Raw genomic sequence first — 25,288 nt, forward strand, 5'->3', positions numbered from 1 at the left:
CCGAGCCGGACCGCATTCCCTCATAGCGTAGGCTTAAACCACCATGGCCAATATTGACTTTCCCGCTGAAATCCGCGCACTTCGCGCCACCTACGAGTCCATCGAACGCGTCACCGACGTGGAGGCGCTCAAGGAAGACATCGCCGAACTCAGCGAGCGGGCGGGGGAGCCAAACCTTTGGGACGACCCCGCCGCAGCCCAGAAAGTCACCTCCAGGCTCTCCCACCGCCAGTCCGAGCTGGAACGCCTCACCAACCTAGAGTCCCGGATCGACGACCTTGAGGTCCTCGTTGAACTCGGGCAGGACGAGGATGACGCCGACTCGATGGGGGAGGCGGCTGCCGAACTCGAGTCCATCAAGAAGGCACTCAAGGACCTGGAAGTGGTCACTCTGCTGTCCGGCGAGTACGACGAACGCGAAGCCGTGGTGTCCATCAGGGCGGGCGCGGGCGGCGTGGATGCCGCAGACTTTGCCGAAATGCTCATGCGGATGTACTTGCGCTGGGCTGAGCGGCACGGATACCCCACCACTGTCATGGACACCTCCTACGCAGAGGAAGCCGGACTGAAGTCGGCCACGTTCGAGGTCAAGGCCCCTTATGCGTACGGCACGCTCAGTGTGGAAGCCGGCACCCACCGCCTGGTCCGGATCAGCCCCTTCGACAACCAGGGCCGCCGCCAGACCTCGTTCGCGGCCGTCGAGGTCATCCCGCTGATCGAGCAGACGGACTCGATCGAGATCCCGGACAACGAAATCCGCGTGGACGTCTTCCGGTCCTCCGGCCCGGGCGGCCAGTCGGTCAACACCACCGACTCCGCGGTCCGCCTCACCCACATCCCTACCGGCACGGTGGTGTCGATGCAGAACGAGAAGTCCCAGCTGCAAAACCGTGCCGCTGCCATGCGCGTCCTGCAGTCCAGGCTCCTGCTGCTGAAGAAGGAACAGGAGGACGCGGAAAAGAAGGCCTTGGCCGGCGACGTCAAGGCCTCCTGGGGTGACCAGATGCGCTCCTATGTTCTGAACCCGTACCAGATGGTCAAGGACCTGCGGACCGAGCACGAAGTCGGCAATACGTCGGCTGTGTTCGACGGCGAGATCGACGACTTCATCGACGCCGGCATCCGCTGGCGGACTGACAACCGCAACGCCGAAAAGTAGCCGGGCCGGCCGGTCGGCTGCGGGCCGATCGGGCGACACGCCCCCAAAGCCCGTCCAACCTGCGGACGTTTTGCGTATAGTCAAGGGGCCGGGGCCCTACTTTCCCCAAACGATAACCCGTGCACCGGCTGCAGAACTGGGCTGCATCAGACGGATCAGCCATGCCCTGCAGGGTACTTAGGGCCATGATCCGATTCGAAAATGTCACCAAGGTTTACGACCAGAAAGCCCGCCCGGCGCTGGATGCCATCAACCTTGAGATTGACCGTGGTGAATTCGCCTTCCTCGTGGGTGCCTCCGGTTCCGGGAAGTCCACCTTCCTCCGGCTGGTGCTGAAGGAAGACCGCGCCACCTCCGGGGCCGTGTACGTGGCCGGCCAGAACGTCGCAAAGATCTCCAGCTGGCGCGTTCCCCGCCTCCGCCGCGGGATCGGCGTCGTCTTCCAGGACTTCCGCCTCCTCCCGCAGAAAAACGTGTTCGCCAACGTTGCCTTCGCCATGCAGGTAATCGGGAAGAGCCGCAGCGTCATCCGGGACACCGTCCCCGAGGTCCTCAAAACCGTGGGCCTGGAAGGCAAGGAACACCGCATGCCGCATGAGCTTTCCGGCGGCGAGCAGCAGCGCGTCGCGATCGCCCGCGCCGTGGTCAACCGGCCCGGGATCCTCCTCGCGGACGAACCCACGGGAAACCTGGACCCCACCACCTCCATGGGAATCATGGGCGTGCTGGACAAGATCAACCAGAACGGAACCACGGTGGTGATGGCCACCCACGACGACGACATCGTCAACGAGATGCGCAAACGCGTGGTGGAACTCAAGAACGGCGTGGTGATCCGCGATGAAGCCAGGGCCCTTTACACCTCGATGATCCCCGTGGTTGGCCAGTCACGGCGCCTGAAGGACGCCAGCGGCAGGGAAACGCCCGACGCCGGCCTGCCGGGCAATGCTGCCGAAGGCGAGGCCCAGCGGTGAGGCTCGCATTCATTCTGTCCGAGATCGGCAGCGGCCTGCGCCGCAACCTTTCCATGGTGGTCTCCGTCATCCTGGTCACCTTCGTGTCGCTCACCTTCGTGGGCGCGGCCGGCATGCTGCAGATGCAGATCAACCAGATGAAGGGCTACTGGTACGACAAAGTCCAGGTGGCCATCTTCCTCTGCAGCGACGGCTCGACGGCGCCGGGTTGCGCCTCAGGGCCCGTCACCCCCGAGCAGCAGCAGGGCCTGAACGCGCTCCTGGAGTCCCCGGCCGTGGCGCAGTACATCAACGACTTCCAGTTCGAGTCCAAGGATGAGGCGTACAAACACTTCAAGGACCAGTTCTCCAACTCGCCCATTGTCGACTCCGTGACGCCGGACCAGCTGCCGGCATCGTTCCGGATCAACATGAAGGACCCGGAGAAGTACCAGATCATCAGTGAGACGTTCTCCTCCCAGCCGGGTGTGGAAACTGTCATCGACCAGCGCCAGCTGCTCGAGCGCCTCTTCTCGGTGATGAACGGAGCCTCCCTGGTGGCGGTGGGCATTGCAGGCGTCATGATCGTCTGCGCCATCCTGCTGATCGCCACCACCATCAGGCTCTCCGCGTTCAGCAGGCGGCGCGAGACCGGGATCATGCGGCTCGTGGGCGCATCCAAAACCGTGATCCAGCTGCCGTTCATCCTCGAAGGCGTCATCGCAGCGGTTATCGGCGCAGCCTTGGCCTCGGGCACCTTGTGGGCGGTGGCGCAGTTCTTCCTGGGCGACTACATGTCCCGCCAATACCCCGACACGGCCTTCATCTCCTCCGGCCAGACCCTGATCCTCGCGCCGGCACTGCTGGTCCTTGGTGGATCCTTGGCAGGAATTTCGTCTCTCTTGACCTTACGCAGATATTTGCGCGTCTAGGCTGTGCACACCGACCAAGGAATGCCCATGAACGAAGTTGATCAAACCCTGCCCCGCCCCCGGCGGGCCGCTGCCCGCCGCCTGGGCATCGTCAGCGGAGTGCTCACCCTCATCCTTTCAGCAGGCATGGCCGTCGCCACGCCCGTCGCATTCGCCGACGACCTTGAAGACCGCAAGGCAGCGCTTGAGGCCGAGGCGGCCCGCGTCCAGGCGTCCCTTGAATTCGTGGATTCGAGGATTGCAAAAGCCGCCGGTGACCTGGTGATCTACCAGGGCCAGCTCCCGGGCGCCCAGCAGGCCCTGCTGGAAGCGCAAGGACGGGTGGCGGGCGCCGTCAAGGAAGTCGAAGCCCTCTCAGCCCGCGTAGACATGGCCCAGCAGAACAAAGCCAAAATCACCCAGCAGATGGAAACAGACAAGCAGAAGATCGCGGACACCAAGAAGCTGATCGGCCAGATCGCAACCCAGGCCTACAAGTCCGGCGGTGTCCCCTCCAACCTGTCGCTCTTCTTCGGTTCCAACAGCGGGAGCAGCCTGACCGAAACCATGGACTTGGCAGACCAGGCCATGCGCAGCCAGAACGCAGCCATGGACAAGCTCAGCCAGCAAAACGCCACGAACGTTAACTCGGAGGCCCGCCTCCAGGCTGTTGAAGCGGAGATCAAGGACCTCAAGGCCAAAGCCGACGCCGCCCTGGAACGGGAGAAGGCGGCCCGTGATGAGGCCGCAGCCAAGAAGGCCCAGGTGGACCAGCTGATTGCTGACACGACCCGCCTCGACAATGAGCTGCAGGCAGCCAAGCCGGGAATCCAGGCCCAGCTCGCCGGCGTCCAGGCCAACCAGAACCAAGTGGCCAACGAAATTGCCGAACGTGACCGCAAGGCACGCGAGGCATGGGAAGCCGAACAGCGCCGGCAGGCGGAAGCGGCGGCTGCCGCCGCAGCCGCTGCAGCCGCGGCAGCGAACCGACCGGCTCCTCCCGTGCAGCCGTACATACCGCCGGCGGCCGGTTCGCCGTCGGCCTTTGGCCTCCGCCATCCCTTCGACGGCAGCATTCCCATCACCTCCGGCTTTGGCTACCGCTCCACTCCGCCGGGAACGATCGACTTCTACGGGACCGGCGGGTACATGCACACCGGAATTGACTTCGGTGCTGCCTGCGGGACGCCCGTTTACGCCGCTGCAGCCGGGGAAGTCTTCAGCTCAGGGTGGAACTCCGCCGACGGCGGCGGCTGGCGCGTCAAGATCGATCACGGTGTAAGCCAAGGCAACACCCTCACCACCATCTACTACCACAACTCCAGCATCGTGGTTTCGAACGGACAGCGGGTCTCCCAGGGCCAGCTGATTGCCTACTCAGGCAATACGGGCAACTCCACCGGCTGCCACGCCCACTTCGAAACGTGGCTCAATGGCAGGGCTGTGGACCCCATGGGCCTGCTGTAGGGCAAACCGCGCTGCCGTAGACTTGTAGAGCTCCGTGCCGAAGGTCCGGAGTCACCCAACCCGAAACGAGGAGTTCTCCCGTGCCTAAAGAAAGTGGCCGGAAGGTAGTGGCCACCAACCGCAAGGCCCGGCACGACTATCACGTGCTGGACACTTACGAGGCCGGCATCGCCCTGATGGGCACCGAGGTCAAGTCGCTGCGCGAGGGCCATGCCTCGATGGTGGACGGATTCTGCACGTTCTACAACGACGAGTTGTGGATGGAAGCCATCCACATTCCCGAGTACAACCAGGGCAGCTGGACCAACCACGCTGCACGCCGCCGCCGCAAGCTGCTGCTGCACCGCGAGGAACTCATCAAGATCTCCCGCAAGGTCCAGGAAGCCGGATACACGATCGTGCCGCTCCAGCTCTACTTTGTGGACGGCAAGGCCAAGGTGGAAATCGCCGTGGCCCGCGGTAAGCGGGAGTACGACAAACGGCAGACGCTGCGCGAACAGCAGGACAACCGTGAAGCCCAGCGTGAGATGCGCGAACGCAACCGGCGCCGCTAGGAATTATTTCGGCGGGGCGTGCGTTAGTATGGATAGTCCGGCAGGCTTGCCAGCCGGTTTGGTAACAAAATACGGGGATGATCGGTTTCGACGGTGTTAGTCGCGACAGGTGAAGCGGGCCGAGGATGCAGAATTATCTCGTAAACGCTTTCTGCAAACCAATAAGTGCCGAATCTAAGCGCACTGACTTCGCTCTCGCTGCCTAAGCAGTAAGACAGTCCGTCAGCCCGGGGTTGCTATCGCCCCGGATCCTGGCGTCATTTAGATAGCCACTGCTGTTTGCTCCCGTCACCGGAGTAAACGGGACTTTTAGGTGACTGGGCCCGGATCAGCCAGCTGTTTGCGGCATGGCTGGGGCCGAGAAAATCCGACGCAAACTGCGCCCGGAGAAGCCCTGACAACACGACATCGGACGGGGGTTCAATTCCCCCCATCTCCACCCCCGTGGGCCGGGCATCCAACAGGATGCCCGGCCCACTTGGTTAACACCCCGGCCTTTGGCCGGGGTGTTTTTCTTTGCCCCCACCAACCAACGTCCGGGCCTAAAGGCTCTAGACCGCCTTTCCGGCCCGGCGCTACTTTCGTGGGTATGCACAACGACCCGGCGCAGCTGCCTACTGAAGTCCTGGATGCCGAAACGTGCTGGGACCTGATGCGCGGCGTATCCGTCGGTCATCTGGCCGTACTGGTGGACGGCTATCCGGAAGTCTTTCCGGTCAACTACAAAGTGGATCAACGGTCCGTCCTCTTCCGTACCGGGGAGGGGACCAAGCTCAGGGCAGCCGGGGGACCATTCGCCGTCGCGCTTGAAGCTGATGGCCACGACGACACGCAGGCGTGGAGCGTGCTGGTCAAAGGCAAAGCCTTGGTCCTGGACCCTTCGGACGAACTCCTTGCCGGTGCGGGCCTTACGTTGTTCCCCTGGCAGGCCGGCGAAAAGGACCACTTCGTCCGCATCGTTCCCACGTCCATCAGCGGAAGGCGCTTCACCATCACCTCGCCCCTGACGTGGTGGAATCACGTGGCTGCGCCTGCGGGGAAGAACACTGCCTAGCCACCTGCGGGCCAATGGACCCTTTGCTGGACGCTTCCTTGCTGGTACCACTGACCTATGACCGCGTCCCCCACCGCAGCCGCTGCCAAACCTCCGTTCGACGCCGTCATCTTCGACCTGGACGGCGTGGTCACCAACACGGCGCTGGTCCATCAGGCCGCATGGAAGGACGCCTTCGACCGCATCCTTCGGGACCCCAGGATTCCGCCCGGCACGAACCGCGCTCCGTTCAGCAGGACCGACTACCTCACCTTCGTCGATGGCATGCCGCGCGAGGAGGGGGTGGTGCGGTTCCTTGCCAGCAGGGGAGTGGAAATCGGGAAGGGACAGGAGACGGACGAAGCGGGAGCGTGGACGGGATTTGGCCTGGGCCGGTGGAAGAACGGCCTGTTCCTTGAACACCTCCGGCAGGACGGCGCCCAAAGCTATCCTGGAACGCTCCAACTGCTGCAAAGCCTCTCAGACGCGGGCGTGCCAACGGCCGTGGTCACCGCAAGCCGGAACGCGGCAGCGGTTCTGGACGCAGCGGGCATCCGTGGCTTCTTCACCGTGGTCCTCGACGGGGCGGACGCGGCAGGCCGTGGACTCAAGGGAAAGCCGGCTCCTGACGCTTTTTTGGCAGCAGCGGCAAAGCTGGGAGTCCCGCCGTCGCACACGGTGGTAATCGAGGACTCGGCCGCAGGCGTTGAGGCCGGGCGGCGGGGCGGTTTTGGCCTCGTCGTGGGGATCGACCGCACCGGCAACCGCAGGCAGCTCGAAGCCGCGGGCGCCGGCACAGTGCTCAATGACGTGGGCGAGCTGGACCTGGGCCAGGTCATCGGCAATGCCTGGCACCTCGTCTTTGAAGGATTCGACGCCGCCCACGAAGGGCACCGGGAAGCCCTCACCACACTGGGAAACGGCTACCTGGGTGTCCGCGGGGCGGCGCCGGAGGGTGGGCCGTCCAGCTACGCGGGGATGTACCTTGCCGGTGTCTACAACCGGGTCAGGGCCAAGTCCGCCGATGAGACGCTTTTGGAAGAACACATGGTCAACGCGCCCGATTGCCTCCCCCTCGATCTGCGCATTTCCGGCCAGCAGTGGTGGTCGGAAGGCGGAATGACGGTAGTGCGCGAGCGGAGGGTCCTGGACCTCAGGAGGGCGGTGCTGGAGCGAAGGCTGTTACTGGAAGGTCCCGGCCGGCGTCGCTTGGAGGTGGTGCAGACCCGCTTCGTGTCCATGGCCGAACCCCACCTGCTGGCCCTGCAAACGGTTATCACCCCGCGTGGCTGGAGCGGAGAGGTTGAGGTCCGCAGCGGCATCAACGCCGGCGTCCGCAATGCCAACCTGCCCGAACCCGCGCAGGGGTCCGATGTCCACCTGGCCGACAGGACGGCACCGGAGGATCCGGATCGGGACCTGGATGTGCCGGCGGTCGTCGAAGTGGAAACCACCCATAGCCTCATCCGTATTGCGGCAGCCGTCCGCACCCTGGTATCCACTGCGGCGGAGGGAGTATTGCCGGGCAGGAACGGTGCCTGCCACTTCCGGACGCTGCGGCTGTCCGTGCAGGCCGGCGCGGCCGTCAGCATCACCAAGACAGTGGCGGTGGTGACCTCCCGCGACGCTGCCATCGCATCGCCGGAAACGGGCGCCCGTGCGGTGCTTGAGCGTTCCGGGGGCGACTTTCAGGCGTTGCTGGCCGCACACGGGGAAGCCTGGCGGCGCGAGCTGCGCCCGTTCCTGGTGGAGATTGATGCACCGGTACAGGTCCGCCTGGTCCTGAACCTGCACATTTTCCATCTCCTGCAGACCTTGACCCACCATACGGCCGAACTGGATGCCGGCGTCACTGCCCGGGGCCTCCACGGCGAGGGCTACCGGGGCCACGTCTTCTGGGATGAGCTGTTTGTCCTCCCGGTCCTCACCTCAAGGACGCCTGATATTGCCCGTTCGGTGATCGACTACCGTTGGCGCCGGCTGCCCGCTGCCCGGCACGCGGCAGCAATGGCGGGGCTTGCGGGCGCAAAGTTCCCCTGGCAAAGCGGAAGCGACGGAACCGAAGAAACCCCAAAGTGGCTGTATAACGACAGGTCCGGCAGGTGGGTCCGGGACCACTCGCACCTGCAGGTCCACTCCGGGCTGGCTGTTGCCTTCAACGCCTGGCAGTACTTCCAGGCCACAGGAAACAAAATCTGGCTCCTTCACAAAGGCGCTGAGCTGATCATTGAGGTTGCCCGGTTCTTCCGCTCCCTGGCGGTATACGACGAGCAGGCAGGCAGGTACCACGTAAGGGGCGTCGTGGGACCGGACGAGTACCACACCGGCTATCCCGGCAACGGCAAACCCGGTTTGGACGACAATGCTTACACGAATGTCATGGCGGCGTGGGTCTGTTCGCAGGCGGCAGGCATCATGTCCTTCCTGCACGGCAGCGAGCGCGCCGGGCTCATGGAACGACTGGGCGTCACCGACGAGGAAACGTCAGGATGGCTGCACATGGGAACTTCGATGTACGTCCCCTTCCATGAGGACGGCCTCATCAGCCAGTTCGAAGGGTACGGGGACTTGAAGGAACTCGACTGGGAACATTACCGGGACCGGTACGGCGACATTGAACGCCTGGACCTGATCCTGGAAGCGGAAGACGACGCGACCAACGGCTACAAACTGGCCAAGCAGGCGGATGTCCTGATGCTCCCGTACCTCCTGGGACATGAAGGGCTCATCACCATCCTGCAACGGCTGCACTATGGCTTTACCCAGGACCAACTGAACCGGACCATCGAGTACTACCTGGAACGGACGGCCCACGGCTCCACGCTAAGCCGCGTTGCGCACGCATCGGTGCTGGCGGGCCTGGACGCGGACCGGGCGTGGGACAGCTTCCGGGAAGCGCTCGACGCCGACCTCGACGACACCCAGCACGGCACCACCCGCACGGGCATCCATTTGGGCGCGATGGCAGGAACCATCGACGTGGTGCAGCGCAGCTTTGCGGGGCTGCGTTTCAGCGGGGACACCATCCTGTTCGCACCCAACATGCCCACCGGGCTGCGCGCCGTAGCTTTTGAAGTCCTGTACCGGGGCCACCGCCTCCGGGTCCATCTCAAGGACGGGCATATGAGCATTGCTTCCGCTCCCGGCGATGCAGGCCCAATCACCGTGCGTGTGTCCGGTGCCGATGTGGTCCTTCCGCCGGGCCAGACCCGGCAGTTCCCCTTGCCCGCGCGGGATACGAAGGCGGCGGCGTCGTGAAGAAATTGGGGATCCTTACCAGCGGCGGTGACTGCCCGGGTGTGAACGCGGTCATTCGGGGCGCCGTGCTGGGCGGGGACGTTGCGCACGGGTACGAATTCCTGGGTTTCCGGGATGGGTGGCGCGGTGTCCTCGAGCAGGACATGGTGCCCCTGCCCCGGACGCGTGTGCGGGGGATTTCTCGCCTGGGCGGAACCATCCTTGGCACGTCCAGGACCAATCCACTGGCAGGGGACGGGATCGACGGCGTCCGCGCCTGCTTCCAGCGCAACGGGCTCGACGGCCTGATCGCCATAGGGGGAGAGGGCACCCTGGCCGCGGCCCGTGAACTCTGCGGACTGGGCATCAATGTGGTGGGAGTGCCCAAGACCATCGACAATGACCTTGGCGCCACGGACTATACGTTTGGCTTTGACACCGCTGTCCAGACTGCCACCGAGGCCATCGACCGCCTCCGGACCACTGGTGAATCCCACCACCGCTGCATGGTGGCCGAGGTCATGGGCCGCAACGCGGGCTGGATAGCGTTGCATGCCGGGATGGCGTCCGGCGCGCATGCCATCCTGATGCCTGAACACCCGGTCTCGCTGGACCAGGTCTGCTCCTGGGTGGTCTCGGCCCGTGACCGCGGAAGGGCACCCCTGGTGGTAGTGGCCGAGGCCTTCGCTCCGGAAGGCCACCCGGCTCCCTACGCCCCCCGCGGCCTGGATACCTTTGGACGACCGCGCCTGGGAGGCATTGGCCTGCTGCTGGAGGGGGAATTGCAGATGAGGACCGGCATCGAGACCCGGGCCACCGTGCTGGGCCACATCCAGCGCGGGGGCGAGCCGACAGCCTTCGACCGTGTCCTTGCCACGCGGCTGGGCCTCGCTGCTGTGGAGTCCGCAGCGGCAGGCAGATGGGGCACCATGGTCTCCCTCCGCGGCACCGATATTGTCAACGTTGGCCTGGAGGAAGCGCTGGGGGCACTCAAGGTGGTCCCGGAGGCCCGCTACCAGGAGGCAGCCGTTCTGTTCGGTTAGCCCGTCCCACTGACCCGGAGCACCGAGGACCCGGAGCACCGGACCGGCCAGGGCCTACCCTGCCGTCCGATCCGGCCGCACCCGCAGGACGGCTGAGCCGGTAACCCTGTCCGCCGCCAGGTCCTCCAATGCTTTGTCAGCTGCCTCAAATGGGTACGCCGTGGTGGTGAGTTCCAGGGAGAGCCGGGCAGCGAGGGCCAGGAACTCACGGCCGTCGGCCCGCGTATTGGCTGTCACGCTGCGCACCTGGCGTTCGTTGAAGAGCTCCCTGCCGTAATCCAGGGCTGGAATGCTGCTCAGGTGGATCCCCGCGATGGCCAGGGTCCCGCCCCTGTCCAGGGCGCGCAGGGCGACCGGAACCAGGCCGCCTGCCGGGGCAAAGAGGATGGCAGAATCGAGCAGTACCGGTGGGTTGTCGTAGGCGTCTCCGGCGTACTCTGCTCCCAGCTCCAGGGAGAGCGCCCGGGCGTTCTCTGAACGCGTCATGACGAAGACGGAGGCGCCCTGTTTGAGTGCAAGCTGGGCGGTGATGTGGGCGGAGCTGCCGAAACCGTAAATGCCCAGGCGCCCACCCGGCGGCAGGGCGGAGCGCTTCAGTGCCCGGTAGCCGATGATGCCCGAACACAGCAGCGGCGCGGCCTGCTCGTCGGTGAAGACCGAAGGGACCGGGTAGGCAAAGTCTTCCGCAACGGTCATCTCTTCGGCATAGCCGCCATCCCGGTCCCATCCGGTGAACACCGGGGACACGCACAGGTTTTCGTCGCCTCGACGGCAGTAGTCACAGCTGCCGCAGACTCCGCCCAGCCACGCCACGCCCACCCTGTCGCCGACGCTGAACCGGGTGCAGTCCGGCCCCGTTTCAATGACGACGCCGACCGCCTCGTGGCCGGGAACCACCTGCGGGTGCCGCGGTGGGAGGTCGCCCTCAGCGAGATGGAGGTCGGTGCGGCAGACGCCGCAAACGCTCACCTGCACCAGGAGTTCACCGGCCGTCGGCCGTGGTGTTGCCCGGTGACCCTGCACCAGTGGGCGTTCGGAAATGGGTCCGGGTTGGCCGACCCACCATGCACGCACCGTACCTCCTGCGGGAGCCGGGTGATCCCTTGCTTCCGGGCTCCGCCTATTCGAAGCCGGCCCGGGTTGCGTCGTCCAGTGGGGACTGCCACAGAAGGGGAGCGCTCATGGTGAAACGCCGTCCGGTGACCGATTCGGGAGTTATCCGGATGAAGTGCTCCTGCCCCACGCCCTGCCACGGAAACAAGGCGCGCCGGATGTCATCCAGGGCAGGCCCTGTTGGCACCGTTTCGGCAGCTTTGCCCTTGACCACGACGCTCCAGGCAAGGCCGAATTCTGCGCTGACGGCATCTGCTTCCAGCGCCACGATGGCGTCCGACTGGATGGCCTGCTGTTTGGTCCCGGGGCCGGTGCGGAAGACCAGTGTTTGGCCGTCCACCTTGTAGTTGACGGGAAAGACGTCGGGGTGGCCATCTGCGATGACGGCCAGCCGCCCCACCCCGGTTTGGCCAAGGAGCATCCAGCACTCTTCCGGGTCGAGGATTTCCGGGACAGGTATGTTCGTGTTGTCAGTCATAGGGCACAGCGTAGGCAACTCTCCTGCGCCGGAAAAGGGCACAAAGGCCCGGCGGCGGATGCAGGCAGGGGGTGGAGAGGGCGGCGGCCTGAACGGCCCTTACCTAAAGCCAGTCCGCGGAGAAATCGACCGGCGGCCACCAGCGCGAACGTGACCTGACGGCAAACCGGCGCCCGGTGATGTCCGTGGGGGTGAGGGCCACCAAATGGTCCTTGATCCCCGGCTCCCACGGTTCCCGGTCGGCATCGCTTTCAGGAAGGACCATCCGTTTGTCATCGAACGGTTCCGGCCTGCCTTTGGCCACCACGCTCCACACCTCCGTGGCATAGGGGTTGAGCCCGTCCACCTCCAGCGCCGCGACCGCGCCGCTGAGCAGAGCCCGGAGCTTGGTACCCGGCGCCGTCCGGAACATCAGTGTCTCCCCGGCGACCGAGAAGTTGACCGGAAAGATCTCGGGAACATCGCCGTTGATGACTGCCAGCCGGCCGATGTAGGAGGACCGAAGATAGCGCCAGCATTCGTCGGCATTCAACAGTTCAGTTCGAGGCCCGGCAGCGGAATCTGTCATGCTTCCGATCCTAGAGCCTTGACAGCAGCCGCGCACGGGCAGGCGCCGGGGCAGGGACGGAACCTGGACGCTGGAACAGGAACGTCAATCCGCACCGCCTGAAGAGGGACTCAACCCCCACGCAGGCTGCGATGACCGCTGCGGTCAAGGCGAGCGGATAGATCAGCGCGACCGGCAACGACGTGGAAATGGCCGGCCCAAGGGGGGCGAGAGGCCCATGGAAGGCCAGGACCAGGAAGTCCATGATCGGAGTGTGCAGAAGGTAGATGCCAAGCGTGCGCCGCCCTACCCACGAGCCCGCCACCGCAATGGGCCGGTACCTCGTCAGGGCGCTGATGAGCGCCACAAGCGCGGTTGCAGCTGCCAGTCCCTGGAGGATGAAGACGGCCTGGTCGAGGCCCGGGTGGATTTCCGGCAGCGCCATCAGGGCAGCGAAGGCGGGGAGCGCCACAGCGAGGTAGACCAGCCGTCGGTCGCCGGCGATGCGCATGAAGACGGCTTTTCCGTACACACCCGCGGCAAAGAACACCGCAAGTTCAGGCACTTTGCCCCACTGGCCGGCAGTACTGTCCATGAACATTGCGGTGCCGATGCTCACGGCAGCCAGCGCAGCCAGCACCACCGACGCCGGCAGCTTCCTGCAGAGGGTCAGCAGCGGAACGTAGACGGCGAGGGCGTAGATGAACCAGAGCGGTGTGTCCGGAGCAACGAGCTGCAGGAAGAAGTCGCCCACGGAGCCAACCCGCTGGGGCCGTGGCGAACCCGCCAGGACGATGCTGAGCAGGGCATAGATCAGCAGCCACACCGCGTACAGGTAGTAGTTGCTCAGGCTGGAGCTCCATGCTTTGCCAGTGCCGAACCCGCCGCGGACCTTGGACGCGGCGAGAATACCGGAGACGGCGAGCAGCAGCGGCATGCGGACCGATCCGAGCGCTGTTGCCACCATGCCCCAAAAAGTGAACGCTGCACTGGCATCATGTTCGAAACGGAGGAAGTGCCAAAGCCCCACATGGAAAAGCACCACCGCGACGACGCAGAGGCCCCTGGCCGCATCAATCCATTCGATGCGGGCCTTTGCTGCCGGCCCAGTGATGGCTGTTTTGTTATTCCCCCGTGACATTTTCCAAAGCTAACAGCGCCGCCCGCCCCATTCCTCGACTTGATGGAATATTGAGGGGGTAGGGGGTACCCCCCCCAAGTGCCCCTATCCTGACGGGCGGGCCGGAAGGGGGTATGGCTGAACGTCTACGGGCTGACCGGGGGCGCTTCCACGTCAGCGATGCCTACGAAACGCGTCCCCACACCGTCGTACTCACTCCGGACAAAGCCCGGGCGGGCGACGGGAACGTCGGACGGGGCGTGGTGTCCGCACACCACGTAGGTGAAGTCGGGCCACCATTTTTTGGGCCGGGCCGCTTCCTCGTACCCGCAGACCGCGCACACCAGGTGCACCCAGACGGGCCGCTTGCCGGTCCGGTTGGCCCGCGACTGCACCAGCCAGGGCGGGGGATTATCCATGATGCCGCGGAGTTCGGCCTCGGACATCCATTTGGGCAGGCCATGGCGCTGGGCCATCTCAAGGGGAACATCCAGGGTAATTGCTGCGTCGCGTCTGCTGATCATCACCTTCCACCATACGGGAGGCGGCCAAATCGGCAGCGGGTGACTGGGCTAGCTGTCCAGGATGCAGCCTGGGTGAGGGGTGTCGCTGGAGACCCACAACGCTGAGGCGATTTCATCGGCGAGGTCGTAATCGCGGGTGCCGCCGGGCCCATCGATGCGGACCATCAGGGCACCGCCAAACGGCCGCCTGCCCAGGACCTCCACACCGGCATCGAGGTCGATGTCCTGCGCGGCGAGGTACCGCAAGAGTTCAGGATTGTCATCGCTGATCCGGGTGATTTTGCCGCTGTGCCCCTGGTCCAGGCCCGCAAGGAGGTGGGCCCGGGGCATCAGCACCTGGCCGTCCGCTGTGGGGATGGGATCACCGTGCGGGTCCCGTGCCGGGTTCCCCAGTTTGGCGGCCACCCGTTCGATGAAGGTATCGGAAACGGCGTGTTCCAGCTGTTCCGCCTCATCGTGCACCTCATCCCAGCTGTAGCCGAGCCGCTGGACGAGGTAGGTCTCGATGAGCCGGTGGCGCCGGACCATTGCCAGCGCCAGTCGCAGGCCTTCCCCGGTCAGTGTGACGGCACTGTAGGGCTTGTGGTCCACCAGGCCTTGGTCCTTGAGCTTGCGTACCATTTCGGACACCGAAGAGTTCGCCACCCCCAGCCGCTGGGCCAGCTGGGATGAGGTGATGGGCTTGTCCTGCCATTCGGTGAAGGAATAGATGACCTTGACGTAGTCCTCGATCGAGGAGGAGGGCGCGCTGGTCTTCACCTGTCCAAGCCTACCGGTTCGGCCGCCGGAGCAGCATGCGCGGCCGCCCCGCCGCGGACCCCGTGCGTCACGCTTTGGTGGCCCGCCAGGCCAGGGTGAGGTAGGGAAGGCCCAGTTCCTGGCCGGGGGCATGGCCCAGGTGTTCGTGCAGGTACCAGTCCAGGTTGGCCAGGACTTTGGCCCGCGTCGATTCCCCGGCCCGCAAATAGTAGCTCCGCGACTTGGTGAGGTCCATCAGATCCTCCGTGGTCACGCTGTCCTGCCAGTGCGTCACGTGCCCTTCGAGCCCCTGGAATTCGGGTCCAACAACCGGTTTATGGCCCGGCCGGTACACGTCGCCGGCGTGCATGATCCGCGAGAGCCGGTGCACCCATGGGACTGAAGTGTCCAGCTGGTTCCAGACCAGGCCGAGTGTTCCCTGCGGGCGCAGGACGCGCGCCAGCTCGGTGCTTGCCGTGAGGGGGTCGCACCAGTGCCAGGCCTGGGCTACGGTGACGACGTCGAAGGTGGCGTCGGGAAGGCCTGTCGCCTCCGCAGTCCCCGGGACGGCCGTGGCGGCAGGGCAGTGGGCGTGCAACTGGGCGAGCATGTCTGCGGAGGGGTCGACGGCGGTGACCTCCAGTCCCATCGCCAGGAGCAGGGCGGTGAACTTTCCGGTACCCGCGCCGACGTCCAGGGCATCCTGGGCGCCGGCGGGTATTAGCCACCGTGCGGATTCCACCGGGTAGCCGGGACGGACCCGCTGGTAGTGCCGTCCGCCGTCCTGGAAGCTCTGCCCAAGCTCCTTGCGCCGGCTGTGATCAAGCCTGGGGCCACCCCGAACCACGCGTGGCCTCCTTCTGGTGCTGCCTGCGGATCTTCCTCGAATTTACCGCATGCCCGGCCTCAGCCGGCAGCCGCCGTTAGGCCGGCTCAGTCGTCAATGCAGGGGGCGGCTCCTGCCGTGCCCGGGGTGTTGGGTGCCCAGTGCGGGTAGGTGCGGAAGTCGTTGGCGGGAACCCACCGGCCCGCGTCCACCACGTAGTCCCAGCCCAGTCCATTGCGCCGCAGGGTGCGGATGCCGGTGAGGAGGCGTTCAGCGTCCTCCAGCCGGGAGCCTACGCCGAAACTTGCCCGCAGGGAGCCTGACGGCAGGCCCAGGCGTTTCAGCAGGGGGTGGGCGCAGAAACGTCCGTCGCGCAGGCCAACGCCATGTTCTGCGGAAAGGTAGGCGGCCACCAGCCCCGCGTCGTAGCCCTCTACCGAGAAGTTGACCACACCGATGGTGTCCGTTTCCGGGTTGGTGTCCTTGAAGATCTGGTGGACGGTGACACCTTCGATTTCCTGCAGGCCTTCCACCAGGAAGGAACGGATGGCGGATTCGTGGGCGTGCCACCGGTCCTGGTCGAGTCCGGCGATGACCTGGGTGGCCCGGGCCAGGGTGGCAGCTCCCAGGACGTTGGGTGAGCCTCCCTCGTGGCGGGCCGGGCCGGTGGCCCAGCTGACGCCGTCGAGCCGTGCTTCCTTGACGGCACCGCCGCCGGCCAGGTGCGGGACGCCCGCGTCCAGCCAGTCGGGGCGTCCCACCAGGACGCCCGCGCCAAACGGAGCGTACAGCTTGTGGCCCGAAAAGGCGAGGTAGTCGACGCTGTCAGCGCTGATGTCCACCCGGCGGTGCGGCGCGAGCTGGGCCGCATCAACCACGATCCGGGCACCGTGCCGGTGCGCCAGTTCGGCCAGCTGCCGGATGGGAAGAATCTCACCGGTGACGTTTGAGGCACCGGTGACCGCCAGCAGGCTGACCCCGCCCTGTTCCAGTTCGGCCCGGACGGCGTCAAGGGTGCCCGCCACCGTGTCCGCGGCAACGATGCTGCGGTGCGGGACGCCCTGCCACGGCAGAAGGTTGGCATGGTGTTCGATGTCCAGGTAGAGGACCTCGCCATCGTGACGGCCCCCGGTGGTTGGCAGGCAGCCGGCCAGGAGGTTCAGCGAATCGGTGGTGTTGCGCGTGAAGATGACCGAATCATCCGCGCGGCCGCCCACGAAGTCCCTGACGATGCTGCGCGCATTCTCGTACACGGAGGTGCTGATTTGGGAGGCGTACCCGGCCCCGCGGTGGACGCTCGCGTAGTAGGGCAGGATCTCGTTGAGGTAGGCAGAAACCACGGAGAGCGCCGGAGCGGACGCGCCATAGTCAAGGTTGGCGTACCGGACGTGGCCGCCGGAAATCAACGGCGCCTGGATTTCGGCGCCGGTAACGGCGGCGAGGGGGCGGCCCGCAACGGCCTGGCGTTCGCCGGCGGTCCCGGATTCGACGGTGGCGGGGTTGGGGGAGACGGTGGCAGTTGTCACAGAGACCTCACTTGACTACAGGACTCCGGCACAGGGAATCCGCGCTTGCCGTATCCACTCCGGACCGGCCTGGTCGTCACCCGGGGCACCCCGCCGCGAATGGAGGGTTGCCGGCCAGCAAACCGGGGTTTTGCGCTGGCACTCGTGACCTGCCTAAAAGCGTAGGACATGGGGCGGCCAGGATTAAAGCTGCGGCAATTGTTAAGGACTTTGTTACGCCCGCCCGAATAAACGACGCCGGACACCCCTCAGTGGAGGTGTCCGGCGTCGCAATATTCGTCTAAGTGGGAAAACCGTGCTTGTTAGAGCAAGTCGTCCAGGTAAGGGTTGAGGCGGTGCAGCACCTCTGAATGCAGGATCGAATTGGTGGCCAGCGCGTTTCCTCCGAACGGGCCGTCCTCACCCTCCAGGGACGTGAACCGGCCGCCGGCCTCCACCACGATCGGCACCAGGGCAGCCATGTCATAGAGGTTCAGTTCGGGTTCGCAGGCGATGTCCACGGAGCCCTCCGCCACCATGCAGTAGGACCAAAAGTCGCCGTACGCCCGGGTCCGCCAGACGTCCTCGGTCAGGCCAAGGAACTCATCAAGGTTTCCGCGTTCCTTCCAGCCGGTCAGGCTTGAGTAGGAGAGGGAGGCGTCGGAGAGGCTGGACACGTTGGAGACGCGGAGCCGGGTGGCCGCCGCCAGGGACCTGCCCATGTATGCGCCCATGCCTTTTGCGGCCCACCAGCGCTTGCCGAGCGCCGGGGCGCTGACCACGCCCACCACGGGTTCGCCTTCATCCACGAGGGCAATAAGGGTGGCCCAGACCGGAACGCCGCGGACGAAGTTCTTGGTCCCGTCAATGGGATCGATGATCCAGCGACGCGAACCGTGGCCGGTGCTGCCAAATTCCTCGCCCAGGACGGCGTCGCGGGGCCGGGAACGGGAAAGCTGGCCGCGGATGGCCTCCTCGGCTGCCTTGTCGGCGTCGGTGACGGGCGTCAGGTCCGGCTTGGTCTCAACGTGGAGGTCCTGGGCCTTGAAGCGGCTCATGGTCTGGTCATCCACGGAGTCGGCCAGGACATGGGCCAGGCGCAGGTCATCGTTGTAGCTGGAAGCGGGTTGGATCATGGTTACAAACTACCGTCTGAAGACGTTTCTGCCGGGAGAACGCGTCAGTTGACGCTGCCGAGCTCCTTGGTTTCCTGTGCTTCCATGCGCGGGTCAGCGCCGAGCAGCCGCCGCAGCGAAGCCAGGCGCGCCGGGCCGGTGGGGCCCGCGTGTCCGCCGTCCACCCAGTTATCGAGGCCGCAGTCCACCGCGGTTGCCGTGTGCTTGCAGCCGCGTTCACAGTTTTCGATGCCGGGGGAGAGGTCAGGGAAGGAACGCAGGATCCGGTCCGGGTCCACGTGGGCCAGCCCGAAGGACCGGATACCGGGGGTGTCGATGATCCAGCTGCCGGCCGGCGCATCCGCCAGGCGCAGGGCCAGGGCCGACGACGACGTATGGCGGCCACGCCCCGTCACCGCGTTGACGCCGCCCGTTGCCCGCTCGGCGCCGGTCAGGGCGTTGACCATGGTGGACTTGCCGACGCCGGAGTGCCCCAGCATCACGGTGACCTTGCCGTCGAGGTGGCCGCGGAGGGCTGCCACGGCCGCACTGTCCAGCCGGGCCGAGAGGCCGTCGTCGGATCTCGCGTCAATCCCGGAGGCCTGCGCGTCCGCGGTGCGGCTGATGATGACCGGAAAGTCCAGGTGGGTGTAGTTGGACAGCAACTCCGCGGGGTCCTTGACGTCCGCCTTGGTCACCAACAGGATCGGCTCGATTCCGGCGTCGTAGGCGGCCACCAGGGCGCGGTCGATGAATCCGGTCCGGGGCTCCGGGTTGGCGGCGGCCACGACGATGACCAGCTGGTCGGCGTTGGCCACCACGGCCCGCTCGACGGGGTCGGTGTCGTCGGCGCTGCGGCGCAGGAGGGTGTGGCGGTCCTGGATCTTCACCAGACGGGCCAGCGTGTCCGGTGCCCCGGACACGTCCCCCACCAGCGAGACGAAGTCGCCGGCAACCACGGGCGAGCGGCGGAGTTCGCGGGCACGGGCAGCGATGACAACGCGCTCATTGTCCGAGTCCTCGCCCACCACTGCCGTGTACCGGCCGCGGTCCACCGTGATGATCCGCCCGGTCACGGCGTCATCGTGGCTGGGCCGGTCCTTGGTGCGGGGCCGGGAGCCTTTCTTGCTGGGCCGGATCCGGACGTCGGACTCGTCCCAGGAGTCAGTGCTGCGCGCCACTGCCGCGCCCTTCAGGCACCGGTGCCACGGCGGCGTTCTGGGCCAGCATGCCTGCCCAGAGCTGCGGAAAGTCGGGCATGGTCTTGGCGGTGGTGGCGATGTCCTCCACCTGGATGCCCTGGACTGCAAGGCCCAGTATCGCCCCGGCGGTGGCCATGCGGTGGTCGGCGTAGCTGTGGACAACCCCTGCGTGCAGCGGGGCCGGCCGGATCACCAGGCCGTCGCTGGTTTCCTCGGCGTCGCCGCCGAGCCGGTTGATTTCCGCGACCAAAGCCGCCAGCCGGTCCGTCTCGTGTCCGCGAAGGTGGGCAATTCCACTGAGCCGGGACGGGCCCGAGGCCAGGGCGCACAGGGCCGCAACGGTGGGGGCGAGTTCGCTGGTGTCAGCAAAGTCGCCGCCCTTGATCTCCGGGCCGCCGGTGACGGTCAGGACACCGTCAGTGAGGGTGACGGTGGCACCCATCCTGGCCAGGATGCCCCGCCAGAGGTCGCCCACCTGCTGGGTCTGCGTGGGCCAGTTGGGGATCCGGACCGTGCCTTGCGAGGCCAGGGCCGCAGCCAGGAAGGGGCCCGCGTTGGAGAGGTCCTGTTCGATCCGTTGGTCGAAGGCGCGGATGGGCCCCGGCGCCACCACCCAGTGGTTGGGGACGGAGTCGTCCACGGACACGCCGGCGCCGCGGAGGACAGCGACCGTCATGTTGATGTGGTCCAGGCTTGGGACCGGTTTCCCGACGTGCTCAAGGTGCAGGCCGTCGTCGAACCTTGCTCCTACCAGGAGGAGGGCGGAGACGAACTGTGATGAGGCGCTGGCATCGATCACCAGGTGGCCGCCCCGGACTGCGCCGGTCCCTTCCACGACGAACGGGAGCGACGACGGAGCGCTGCCGTCTTCGGCGGACACGGCCACACCCAGGGCCTTGAGGGCCTCGATGATGGTTCCCATGGGACGCTTCCGGGCATGCGGATCGCCGTCGAACACGCTGGCGCCGCGGCGGAGCGCGGCAAGCGGCGGGACGAACCGCATGACGGTGCCGGCCAGCCCGCAGTCGATCCTGGTGGTGGATGGTGCGGCTGACGCGGGAATCGGAACAACCTCCAGGTCAGGACCGAAGTCACCGTCCCCCGGAACTTCGGTGACCGTGGCGCCGAGCTGCCTGAGCGCCTCGACCATGAGGGCGGAGTCCCTGGAATGCAGGGGCGCCCGGAGCCGTGACGGGCCGTCAGCGAGGGCCGCGAGGACCAGGTACCTGTTGGTCAGGGACTTCGATCCCGGCACCGTCACGGTGGCGTTGACGGGCCGGGACGCGAAAGGTGCGGCCCAGTGCTGGACGGGTGTTCCGGAGGCGTCCCGGGTGGCAGCTGCTGCGGTCATTCCTGCTTAGGCTCCCGCAGCGTGTTCGACGGCGCGGCGCACGGCCTTGTCCGCCTTGTTCAGCTTCTTGGTGGTGGTCCGGCGGGCATCGGCAGCCAGGTGCGAGGCGTTGCGCCGCGCGTCGGCAGCCAGGTGCTCGGCGCGCCAGGCCAGCCCGGGCCTGCCTGCCGTGTCCACGGAGGCAAGCAGGGCGCCGCCACTCAGGGAGAGGTTCTTGAGCAGCTGGTTGCGGCGGTTTTCGCGCCCTTCCTTACTGCTGATGTCAGCACTGCGCCATTCGACGAAGGTATTCAGGAGGGAAACCACGGTCAGCAGCCCGGCGGAAAGGCGGGAGAACTTGCCAAGGCCAAACAGGACGCCGGCGCCAACCTGTGTTCCGCCGATGACGCGGGCCAGGGTCTTCTCGCTCGTCTGGAAGGGAAGTGAGGCCGCAGCCTTGCGGAGCAGGGGTGAAAGCTGCTGTGCCGTGTCGTCGGAGTTCTTGAGCTTATCCAGTCCGGCAAAAACGAAACTGGAAGCGAGCATTGGCCTGGCGAGCGTGCGGACAAACGACATGGATTTCCTCCTGGATGGACGAGCCGCGCCGAGCGGCGGAGTCGGTCCTAGTCTTGCACTTTTGGGGAATATTTGCCCGCGGGAGGCGGTTATGTTGACTGGGTCCGCGACGTGGGCCCGGCGATCATCCACCCGATACAGAGCGGAGTTAAGCCTTGCGGAAGGTGTTGGACGGGACCAGACAGACTGGGCCGGTGGCAGTGGACAAGCTGGCCGCCGAGCCGCCCCAGTACGGCACGCCCTTGGCGGCACGCCGGACAGTAGACTTGAAGGCAATGAACACCCTGGATCCGGCCGTCGCGGCCATGTATGAAGCTTCCCCCGGCGAAGCGAACGGCAGGGCCGGCACCAAGCCGCTGTCCGCCGGGCAGGCAGGAACCGGTTCTCCGGCAGTTGCAGCGGACGCGGAAGACAGCGCCCTGGACGTTGCCGCAGAGAGCACGGAGCAACGCCGTCTGCGCTTTGAGCGTGACGCCATGCAGTACGTCGACCAGCTGTACTCAGCGGCGATGCGCATGGCCCGGAACCCGTCAGACGCGGAAGACCTGGTACAGGAGGCCTATACCAAGGCTTTTTCCGCTTTCCATCAGTACAAGCCCGGCACGAACCTCAAGGCCTGGCTGTACCGGATCCTGACCAACACGTACATCAACCTGTACCGCAAGCGGCAGCGGGAGCCGCTGCAGTCCAACTCGGACAGTATCGAGGACTGGCAGCTGGCGCGGGCTGAATCGCACACATCAAGCGGGCTTCGCTCTGCGGAGGCGGAAGCCCTGGACCACCTGCCGGATTCGGACGTCAAGCGCGCGCTCCAGGATATTCCTGAGGAGTTCCGGCTGGCGGTCTACTTCGCTGACGTGGAGGGGTTCGCCTACAAGGAAATATCGGACATCATGAACACGCCCATCGGCACCGTGATGTCCCGGCTCCACCGCGGCCGGCGAATGCTGCGGGACATGCTCGCGGAATATGCCGCCGAGCGGGGATTCAAGACAGCCGCGGATGCGTCGGATGCGGCAGGAAGCAAAGCACAGGAGAACAGGAAATGAGCGACTGCCAGGGATTGGGCGACTGCGACGATACCCGGATGCAACGCATCTACGAGTACCTTGACGGGGCACTGACCCGCGAGGATATTACCGAAATCAAGAACCACCTTGATGACTGCCCCGAGTGCACGGAACAGTACGACCTTGAATGCGTCATCCGCAACATGGTCAAGCGCTCGTGCACCGAGTCCGCGCCGGACAACCTCAAGAACGCCATCCTGGACCGGATCCATGCCATCCGCCCCGTGGAGGCTTAGCCACCGGACGCGATTGCCCGAAAGGCCGCAGACAGCAAAGGACCCCGTAAGCCGATTGGCTTGCGGGGTCCTTTGCTTGAACCGTAGTCCCTGGCATTTGCCTAGGTGTTGGGGCGCTTCCCGTGGTTCGCGCCGCCACGCTTACGGTCACGACGCTTGCGTGCACGCTTGCTCATAGCTGGCCTCCTAACTGTTGGTACTCAAAAGAGCTGCCCTCCAGTCTCCCACATGATCTGGCGGCCCGCGAACCGGGAAACGGCCGATGACCCGCGTTGGTGCCGCGGGGAGTGGTGCTAGGGCTGCAGTGTTTCGCGGATGTCCGCGCGGGCCTGGTCCAGGGCCGACCTCACGGTGGCCACTGTCAGGGGACTAATGGGGTGGTGCAGGGCCTGGCGCCGCAGGTCTGCACGGAGTTCGTCGCGGAAATCCTGCAGCAGCAGTTCAGCTTCCCGGAGCAGCTGGCCCCTGCGCGCAGCCGGCCGGACTGCCCCTGGCTGGGCCGCCGCGGACAACGCAGCTGTACGGGCGGCCTCTGCGGCTGCCGCGAGGTCGGTGCGAAGCTCGCGGACGCTCTTGCGGATGTCCTGCCTCAGGGCTCCGGAAAGCCGCTGCACTGATGCCGCGATGTCGTTTTCTATTCCGGCGAGGTCCTCCCGGCGCCGGTCCAGCTCGGCAATGCCGGCTGCCGTAATCCGGTAGTTGGTGCGCCGTCCCGCCGGTTCGGTAGCCACCAGGCCATCCTCTTCCAGCTTCCCCAGGCGGGGGTAGACGGTTCCGGCACTGGGTGAATAGGTACCGCCAAACCGGTCCTTGAGCGCCTTGATCAGCTCGTAGCCGTGCTTGGGGCCGCTCTCGAGAAGGAAGAGCAGATAGAGGCGCAACGCACCATGTGCGAAGACGGGGGCCATCAGCGGCCGGCTTCCCCGTGGGGGTCGACGTTTGCGGATGCGTGGGAAATGGACGTCTTGCCGGACACCGAGTTGGTCCTGACGAGCATCAGCTGCCCGTCAGGTCCTGAGATGGTCTCCACGGTGCCGTTGGCCAGGATCACCTGCCGGCCGTCCAGGATCACGGCGCCGCCGGCGGACTTGGCCACAAGGTCCACGCCCACGTCAGCCGGCAGGGTGATGGCGAGGTCCCCGGAGACGGAATTGGAACCAAAATCCTGGGTGTAATCGAGGAGGTCGAAGCTGAGGTGGCCGCTGACGGTGTTGGTGCGGACGTGGCTGAAGCGGCCCGAAGCGTTGATTTCGCCGGAGATGGACTTGGCGGTGAGAACGCCTTGGTGGTTCCTGACGGCCACGGCGCCGCTGACCGTATTCAGCTGGAGTTCGCCTGAAGTATTTTCTGCCGCAATGGAGCCGGACACGGTGTTCAGGCGCAGGTGTGCCGAAATGCCGGAAACGGTTCCTTCCCCGCTGGCCGTTCCTGCCTCCACGTCCACCCCGGGAGGAACCGCCACGGTGATGACGGCGAAGTTGTCACTGTTGTGGTTAACGGTTTCCATGAGGTTCTTGAACCAGCCTTGTGCACCGTGCAGCTGGTGCCGGACTTCCAGCCTCCCGTCGTTCAGGGACACTGCCACCGGGTCGCCGTGCACCTCGGAAAACTCCAGCCGTACCGTGGGCCCGTCGTACCCCACAATCTCGAACCTGCCCCTGACCATGCCCAGCTTGACGGAAGACACGGCGTCGACGTCGATGGTTTGCGGGCCGGCAACAGTCCAGTTTTCCCCGGTCATGGTCCCCTCCAGAAGACGATATATCGCGTTATGCCTTCAACGTATCGCCGCCTGGTGGGGAGGTCAAGATATATCGCGAGAAGAGGCTACTGGGGTGCGTCCAGGCGCAGCCACTGGAACCAGCCGCGGTGCAGCACGAGCCAGGCCATGAGGCCGTACCCCGCCTGGCCGGGTGTCCCTCCGTTGGCGGCCAGGTCCTGGCGCCACTGTTCATGGTTCAGCAAGGGCGAGAATGTGTCGACGTACAGGTGCTTCCTGCGGGTGGTGACATCCGCAAACGCGGTGTTCAACTCGTCCAGCCGGCGGTTTTGGGCGGGGTCGAGCGTGGGGGGCGGACCGACGACAAATACTTCGATCCGGTTCTGTGATGCCGAGTCCAGGATGTTGGCCAGGTTCAGCCGGCTCCGTGCAGTGGACAGGCCAAACTCGACGTCGCGCCCCGAGAGGCCGATGACCAGACGGTTCTCTGCCTGGGCGCTGAAGCGCCGGCCGGCTTCATCCAGCCAGCGCGCAGCGAGGCCTTCCGTACCTTCCTGCGGGCAGGGGAGGGCGTAGCTTTCCAGCAGCATTCCGTCCTGGGGAGTGCGGGCCAGGACGCGGCCCAGCCAGCCAAGGGCCCGGGGGTCACCCAGCCCAGCCAGCAGTTCGTCTCCTACAGCCGCGATCCGCAGCTTCCTGTCTTCCACGCGTTCCTCTTTACTTTGGTACGGGTTTGCTTCGATACGGCCGCTGCCATGCTTGCCCCCCGCATATGCGGCGGTCCAGGGAGGCGCTGTCAGTCCATTAAACAGAACTGCCCGGCCGGAGTCT

At 65.8% G+C, this 25,288-nt stretch carries 26 protein-coding genes, 1 other RNA gene and 1 riboswitch; of the genes, 11 read left to right on the forward strand and 16 right to left on the reverse strand.

Features of this window, described 5'->3' with window-relative positions:
* Positions 1 to 43: 43 nt before the first annotated feature.
* The 9 genes from prfB to HNO81_RS02590 all read left to right on the forward strand — a co-directional run bounded on the left by prfB (position 44) and on the right by HNO81_RS02590 (position 10,357).
* The gene (prfB, locus tag HNO81_RS02550; protein ID WP_175316570.1) at positions 44 to 1,159 is read left to right on the forward strand and encodes a peptide chain release factor 2; all 1,116 of its coding nucleotides are present in this window, start codon (positions 44 to 46) and stop codon (positions 1,157 to 1,159) included.
* Between the two features lie 185 nt (positions 1,160 to 1,344).
* The gene (ftsE, locus tag HNO81_RS02555; RefSeq protein WP_175316571.1) at positions 1,345 to 2,133 is read left to right on the forward strand and encodes a cell division ATP-binding protein FtsE; all 789 of its coding nucleotides are present in this window, start codon (positions 1,345 to 1,347) and stop codon (positions 2,131 to 2,133) included.
* Positions 2,130 to 3,044 (forward strand): permease-like cell division protein FtsX, encoded by a 915-nt coding sequence (ftsX, locus tag HNO81_RS02560; RefSeq protein ID WP_175316572.1) that lies wholly within the window; start codon positions 2,130 to 2,132, stop codon positions 3,042 to 3,044. The genes ftsE and ftsX overlap by 4 nt, the downstream gene beginning before the upstream one ends.
* Before the next feature lie 27 nt (positions 3,045 to 3,071).
* On the forward strand, positions 3,072 to 4,490 hold the full coding sequence (locus tag HNO81_RS02565) for a M23 family metallopeptidase (RefSeq protein ID WP_175316573.1): 1,419 nt from the start codon (positions 3,072 to 3,074) through the stop codon (positions 4,488 to 4,490).
* 80 nt (positions 4,491 to 4,570) lie between these two features.
* Positions 4,571 to 5,044, forward strand: a complete 474-nt coding sequence (gene smpB / locus HNO81_RS02570) for an SsrA-binding protein SmpB (protein ID WP_138132248.1) — start codon at positions 4,571 to 4,573, stop codon at positions 5,042 to 5,044.
* 73 nt (positions 5,045 to 5,117) lie between these two features.
* Positions 5,118 to 5,486: a transfer-messenger RNA gene (gene ssrA / locus HNO81_RS02575) on the forward strand.
* 147 nt (positions 5,487 to 5,633) lie between these two features.
* Complete coding sequence (locus tag HNO81_RS02580; protein WP_175316574.1) at positions 5,634 to 6,098, forward strand: pyridoxamine 5'-phosphate oxidase family protein; 465 nt, start codon at positions 5,634 to 5,636, stop codon at positions 6,096 to 6,098.
* Between the two features lie 57 nt (positions 6,099 to 6,155).
* Positions 6,156 to 9,335: an HAD-IA family hydrolase gene (locus HNO81_RS02585; protein WP_175316575.1), complete on the forward strand. Its 3,180-nt coding sequence runs from the start codon at positions 6,156 to 6,158 to the stop codon at positions 9,333 to 9,335.
* Complete coding sequence (locus HNO81_RS02590; RefSeq protein ID WP_175316576.1) at positions 9,332 to 10,357, forward strand: ATP-dependent 6-phosphofructokinase; 1,026 nt, start codon at positions 9,332 to 9,334, stop codon at positions 10,355 to 10,357. The genes HNO81_RS02585 and HNO81_RS02590 overlap by 4 nt, the downstream gene beginning before the upstream one ends.
* Before the next feature lie 54 nt (positions 10,358 to 10,411).
* Here HNO81_RS02590 and HNO81_RS02595 read toward each other — a convergent pair whose 3' ends face one another.
* The 12 genes from HNO81_RS02595 to HNO81_RS02650 all read right to left on the reverse strand — a co-directional run bounded on the left by HNO81_RS02595 (position 10,412) and on the right by HNO81_RS02650 (position 21,431).
* Positions 10,412 to 11,431 (reverse strand): zinc-dependent alcohol dehydrogenase family protein, encoded by a 1,020-nt coding sequence (locus tag HNO81_RS02595; RefSeq protein ID WP_175316577.1) that lies wholly within the window; start codon positions 11,429 to 11,431, stop codon positions 10,412 to 10,414.
* A 46-nt stretch (positions 11,432 to 11,477) separates the two neighbouring features.
* The gene (locus HNO81_RS02600; RefSeq protein WP_175316578.1) at positions 11,478 to 11,948 is read right to left on the reverse strand and encodes a pyridoxamine 5'-phosphate oxidase family protein; all 471 of its coding nucleotides are present in this window, start codon (positions 11,946 to 11,948) and stop codon (positions 11,478 to 11,480) included.
* 103 nt (positions 11,949 to 12,051) lie between these two features.
* Positions 12,052 to 12,516 (reverse strand): pyridoxamine 5'-phosphate oxidase family protein, encoded by a 465-nt coding sequence (locus HNO81_RS02605; protein WP_175316579.1) that lies wholly within the window; start codon positions 12,514 to 12,516, stop codon positions 12,052 to 12,054.
* 10 nt (positions 12,517 to 12,526) lie between these two features.
* On the reverse strand, positions 12,527 to 13,636 hold the full coding sequence (locus HNO81_RS02610) for an acyltransferase (protein WP_175316580.1): 1,110 nt from the start codon (positions 13,634 to 13,636) through the stop codon (positions 12,527 to 12,529).
* Between the two features lie 125 nt (positions 13,637 to 13,761).
* Positions 13,762 to 14,139: a hypothetical protein gene (locus HNO81_RS02615; RefSeq protein WP_175316581.1), complete on the reverse strand. Its 378-nt coding sequence runs from the start codon at positions 14,137 to 14,139 to the stop codon at positions 13,762 to 13,764.
* Between the two features lie 48 nt (positions 14,140 to 14,187).
* The gene (locus tag HNO81_RS02620; protein ID WP_175316582.1) at positions 14,188 to 14,898 is read right to left on the reverse strand and encodes a metal-dependent transcriptional regulator; all 711 of its coding nucleotides are present in this window, start codon (positions 14,896 to 14,898) and stop codon (positions 14,188 to 14,190) included.
* Between the two features lie 67 nt (positions 14,899 to 14,965).
* Positions 14,966 to 15,724 (reverse strand): class I SAM-dependent methyltransferase, encoded by a 759-nt coding sequence (locus HNO81_RS02625; protein ID WP_175316583.1) that lies wholly within the window; start codon positions 15,722 to 15,724, stop codon positions 14,966 to 14,968.
* 86 nt (positions 15,725 to 15,810) lie between these two features.
* Positions 15,811 to 17,229, reverse strand: coding sequence for an aminotransferase class V-fold PLP-dependent enzyme (locus HNO81_RS02630; protein ID WP_175316584.1), 1,419 nt, complete (start codon positions 17,227 to 17,229; stop codon positions 15,811 to 15,813).
* 36 nt (positions 17,230 to 17,265) lie between these two features.
* Positions 17,266 to 17,379: riboswitch (SAM riboswitch) on the reverse strand.
* A gap of 152 nt (positions 17,380 to 17,531) precedes the next feature.
* Positions 17,532 to 18,344: a histidinol-phosphatase gene (hisN, locus tag HNO81_RS02635; protein WP_175316585.1), complete on the reverse strand. Its 813-nt coding sequence runs from the start codon at positions 18,342 to 18,344 to the stop codon at positions 17,532 to 17,534.
* A gap of 44 nt (positions 18,345 to 18,388) precedes the next feature.
* Positions 18,389 to 19,504 carry a ribosome small subunit-dependent GTPase A gene (locus HNO81_RS02640; protein WP_175316586.1) on the reverse strand — a complete coding sequence of 372 codons (1,116 nt, stop codon included), beginning with the start codon at positions 19,502 to 19,504 and terminating at the stop codon, positions 18,389 to 18,391.
* Positions 19,488 to 20,876 (reverse strand): 3-phosphoshikimate 1-carboxyvinyltransferase, encoded by a 1,389-nt coding sequence (gene aroA, locus HNO81_RS02645; protein ID WP_175316587.1) that lies wholly within the window; start codon positions 20,874 to 20,876, stop codon positions 19,488 to 19,490. The genes HNO81_RS02640 and aroA overlap by 17 nt, the downstream gene beginning before the upstream one ends.
* Positions 20,877 to 20,882: 6 nt before the next feature.
* Complete coding sequence (locus tag HNO81_RS02650; RefSeq protein WP_175316588.1) at positions 20,883 to 21,431, reverse strand: DoxX family protein; 549 nt, start codon at positions 21,429 to 21,431, stop codon at positions 20,883 to 20,885.
* Positions 21,432 to 21,625: 194 nt separating this feature from the next.
* Between HNO81_RS02650 and HNO81_RS02655 the strand changes: the two genes are divergently transcribed.
* Both HNO81_RS02655 and rsrA read left to right on the forward strand, forming a co-directional pair.
* Positions 21,626 to 22,480 carry a sigma-70 family RNA polymerase sigma factor gene (locus HNO81_RS02655; protein WP_371818146.1) on the forward strand — a complete coding sequence of 285 codons (855 nt, stop codon included), beginning with the start codon at positions 21,626 to 21,628 and terminating at the stop codon, positions 22,478 to 22,480.
* Positions 22,477 to 22,737, forward strand: a complete 261-nt coding sequence (rsrA, locus tag HNO81_RS02660; protein ID WP_056334975.1) for a mycothiol system anti-sigma-R factor — start codon at positions 22,477 to 22,479, stop codon at positions 22,735 to 22,737. The genes HNO81_RS02655 and rsrA overlap by 4 nt, the downstream gene beginning before the upstream one ends.
* 101 nt (positions 22,738 to 22,838) lie before the next feature.
* On the opposite strand, the gene HNO81_RS20360 is transcribed toward rsrA, so the two are convergent.
* The 4 genes from HNO81_RS20360 to HNO81_RS02675 form a co-directional block, all read right to left on the reverse strand.
* A complete protein-coding gene (locus HNO81_RS20360) occupies positions 22,839 to 22,913 on the reverse strand; it encodes a 50S ribosomal protein bL37 (RefSeq protein ID WP_369299106.1) in 75 nt (24 codons plus the stop codon).
* Positions 22,914 to 23,030: 117 nt separating this feature from the next.
* The gene (locus tag HNO81_RS02665; RefSeq protein WP_175316589.1) at positions 23,031 to 23,645 is read right to left on the reverse strand and encodes a PadR family transcriptional regulator; all 615 of its coding nucleotides are present in this window, start codon (positions 23,643 to 23,645) and stop codon (positions 23,031 to 23,033) included.
* A complete protein-coding gene (locus tag HNO81_RS02670) occupies positions 23,645 to 24,478 on the reverse strand; it encodes a DUF4097 family beta strand repeat-containing protein (RefSeq protein ID WP_175316590.1) in 834 nt (277 codons plus the stop codon). The genes HNO81_RS02665 and HNO81_RS02670 overlap by 1 nt, the downstream gene beginning before the upstream one ends.
* A gap of 86 nt (positions 24,479 to 24,564) precedes the next feature.
* Positions 24,565 to 25,164: a GDSL-type esterase/lipase family protein gene (locus tag HNO81_RS02675; protein WP_175316591.1), complete on the reverse strand. Its 600-nt coding sequence runs from the start codon at positions 25,162 to 25,164 to the stop codon at positions 24,565 to 24,567.
* Positions 25,165 to 25,288: the final 124 nt, after the last annotated feature.

The organism is Pseudarthrobacter sp. C4D7 (assembly GCF_013359725.1).
GTDB lineage: Bacteria > Actinomycetota > Actinomycetes > Actinomycetales > Micrococcaceae > Arthrobacter.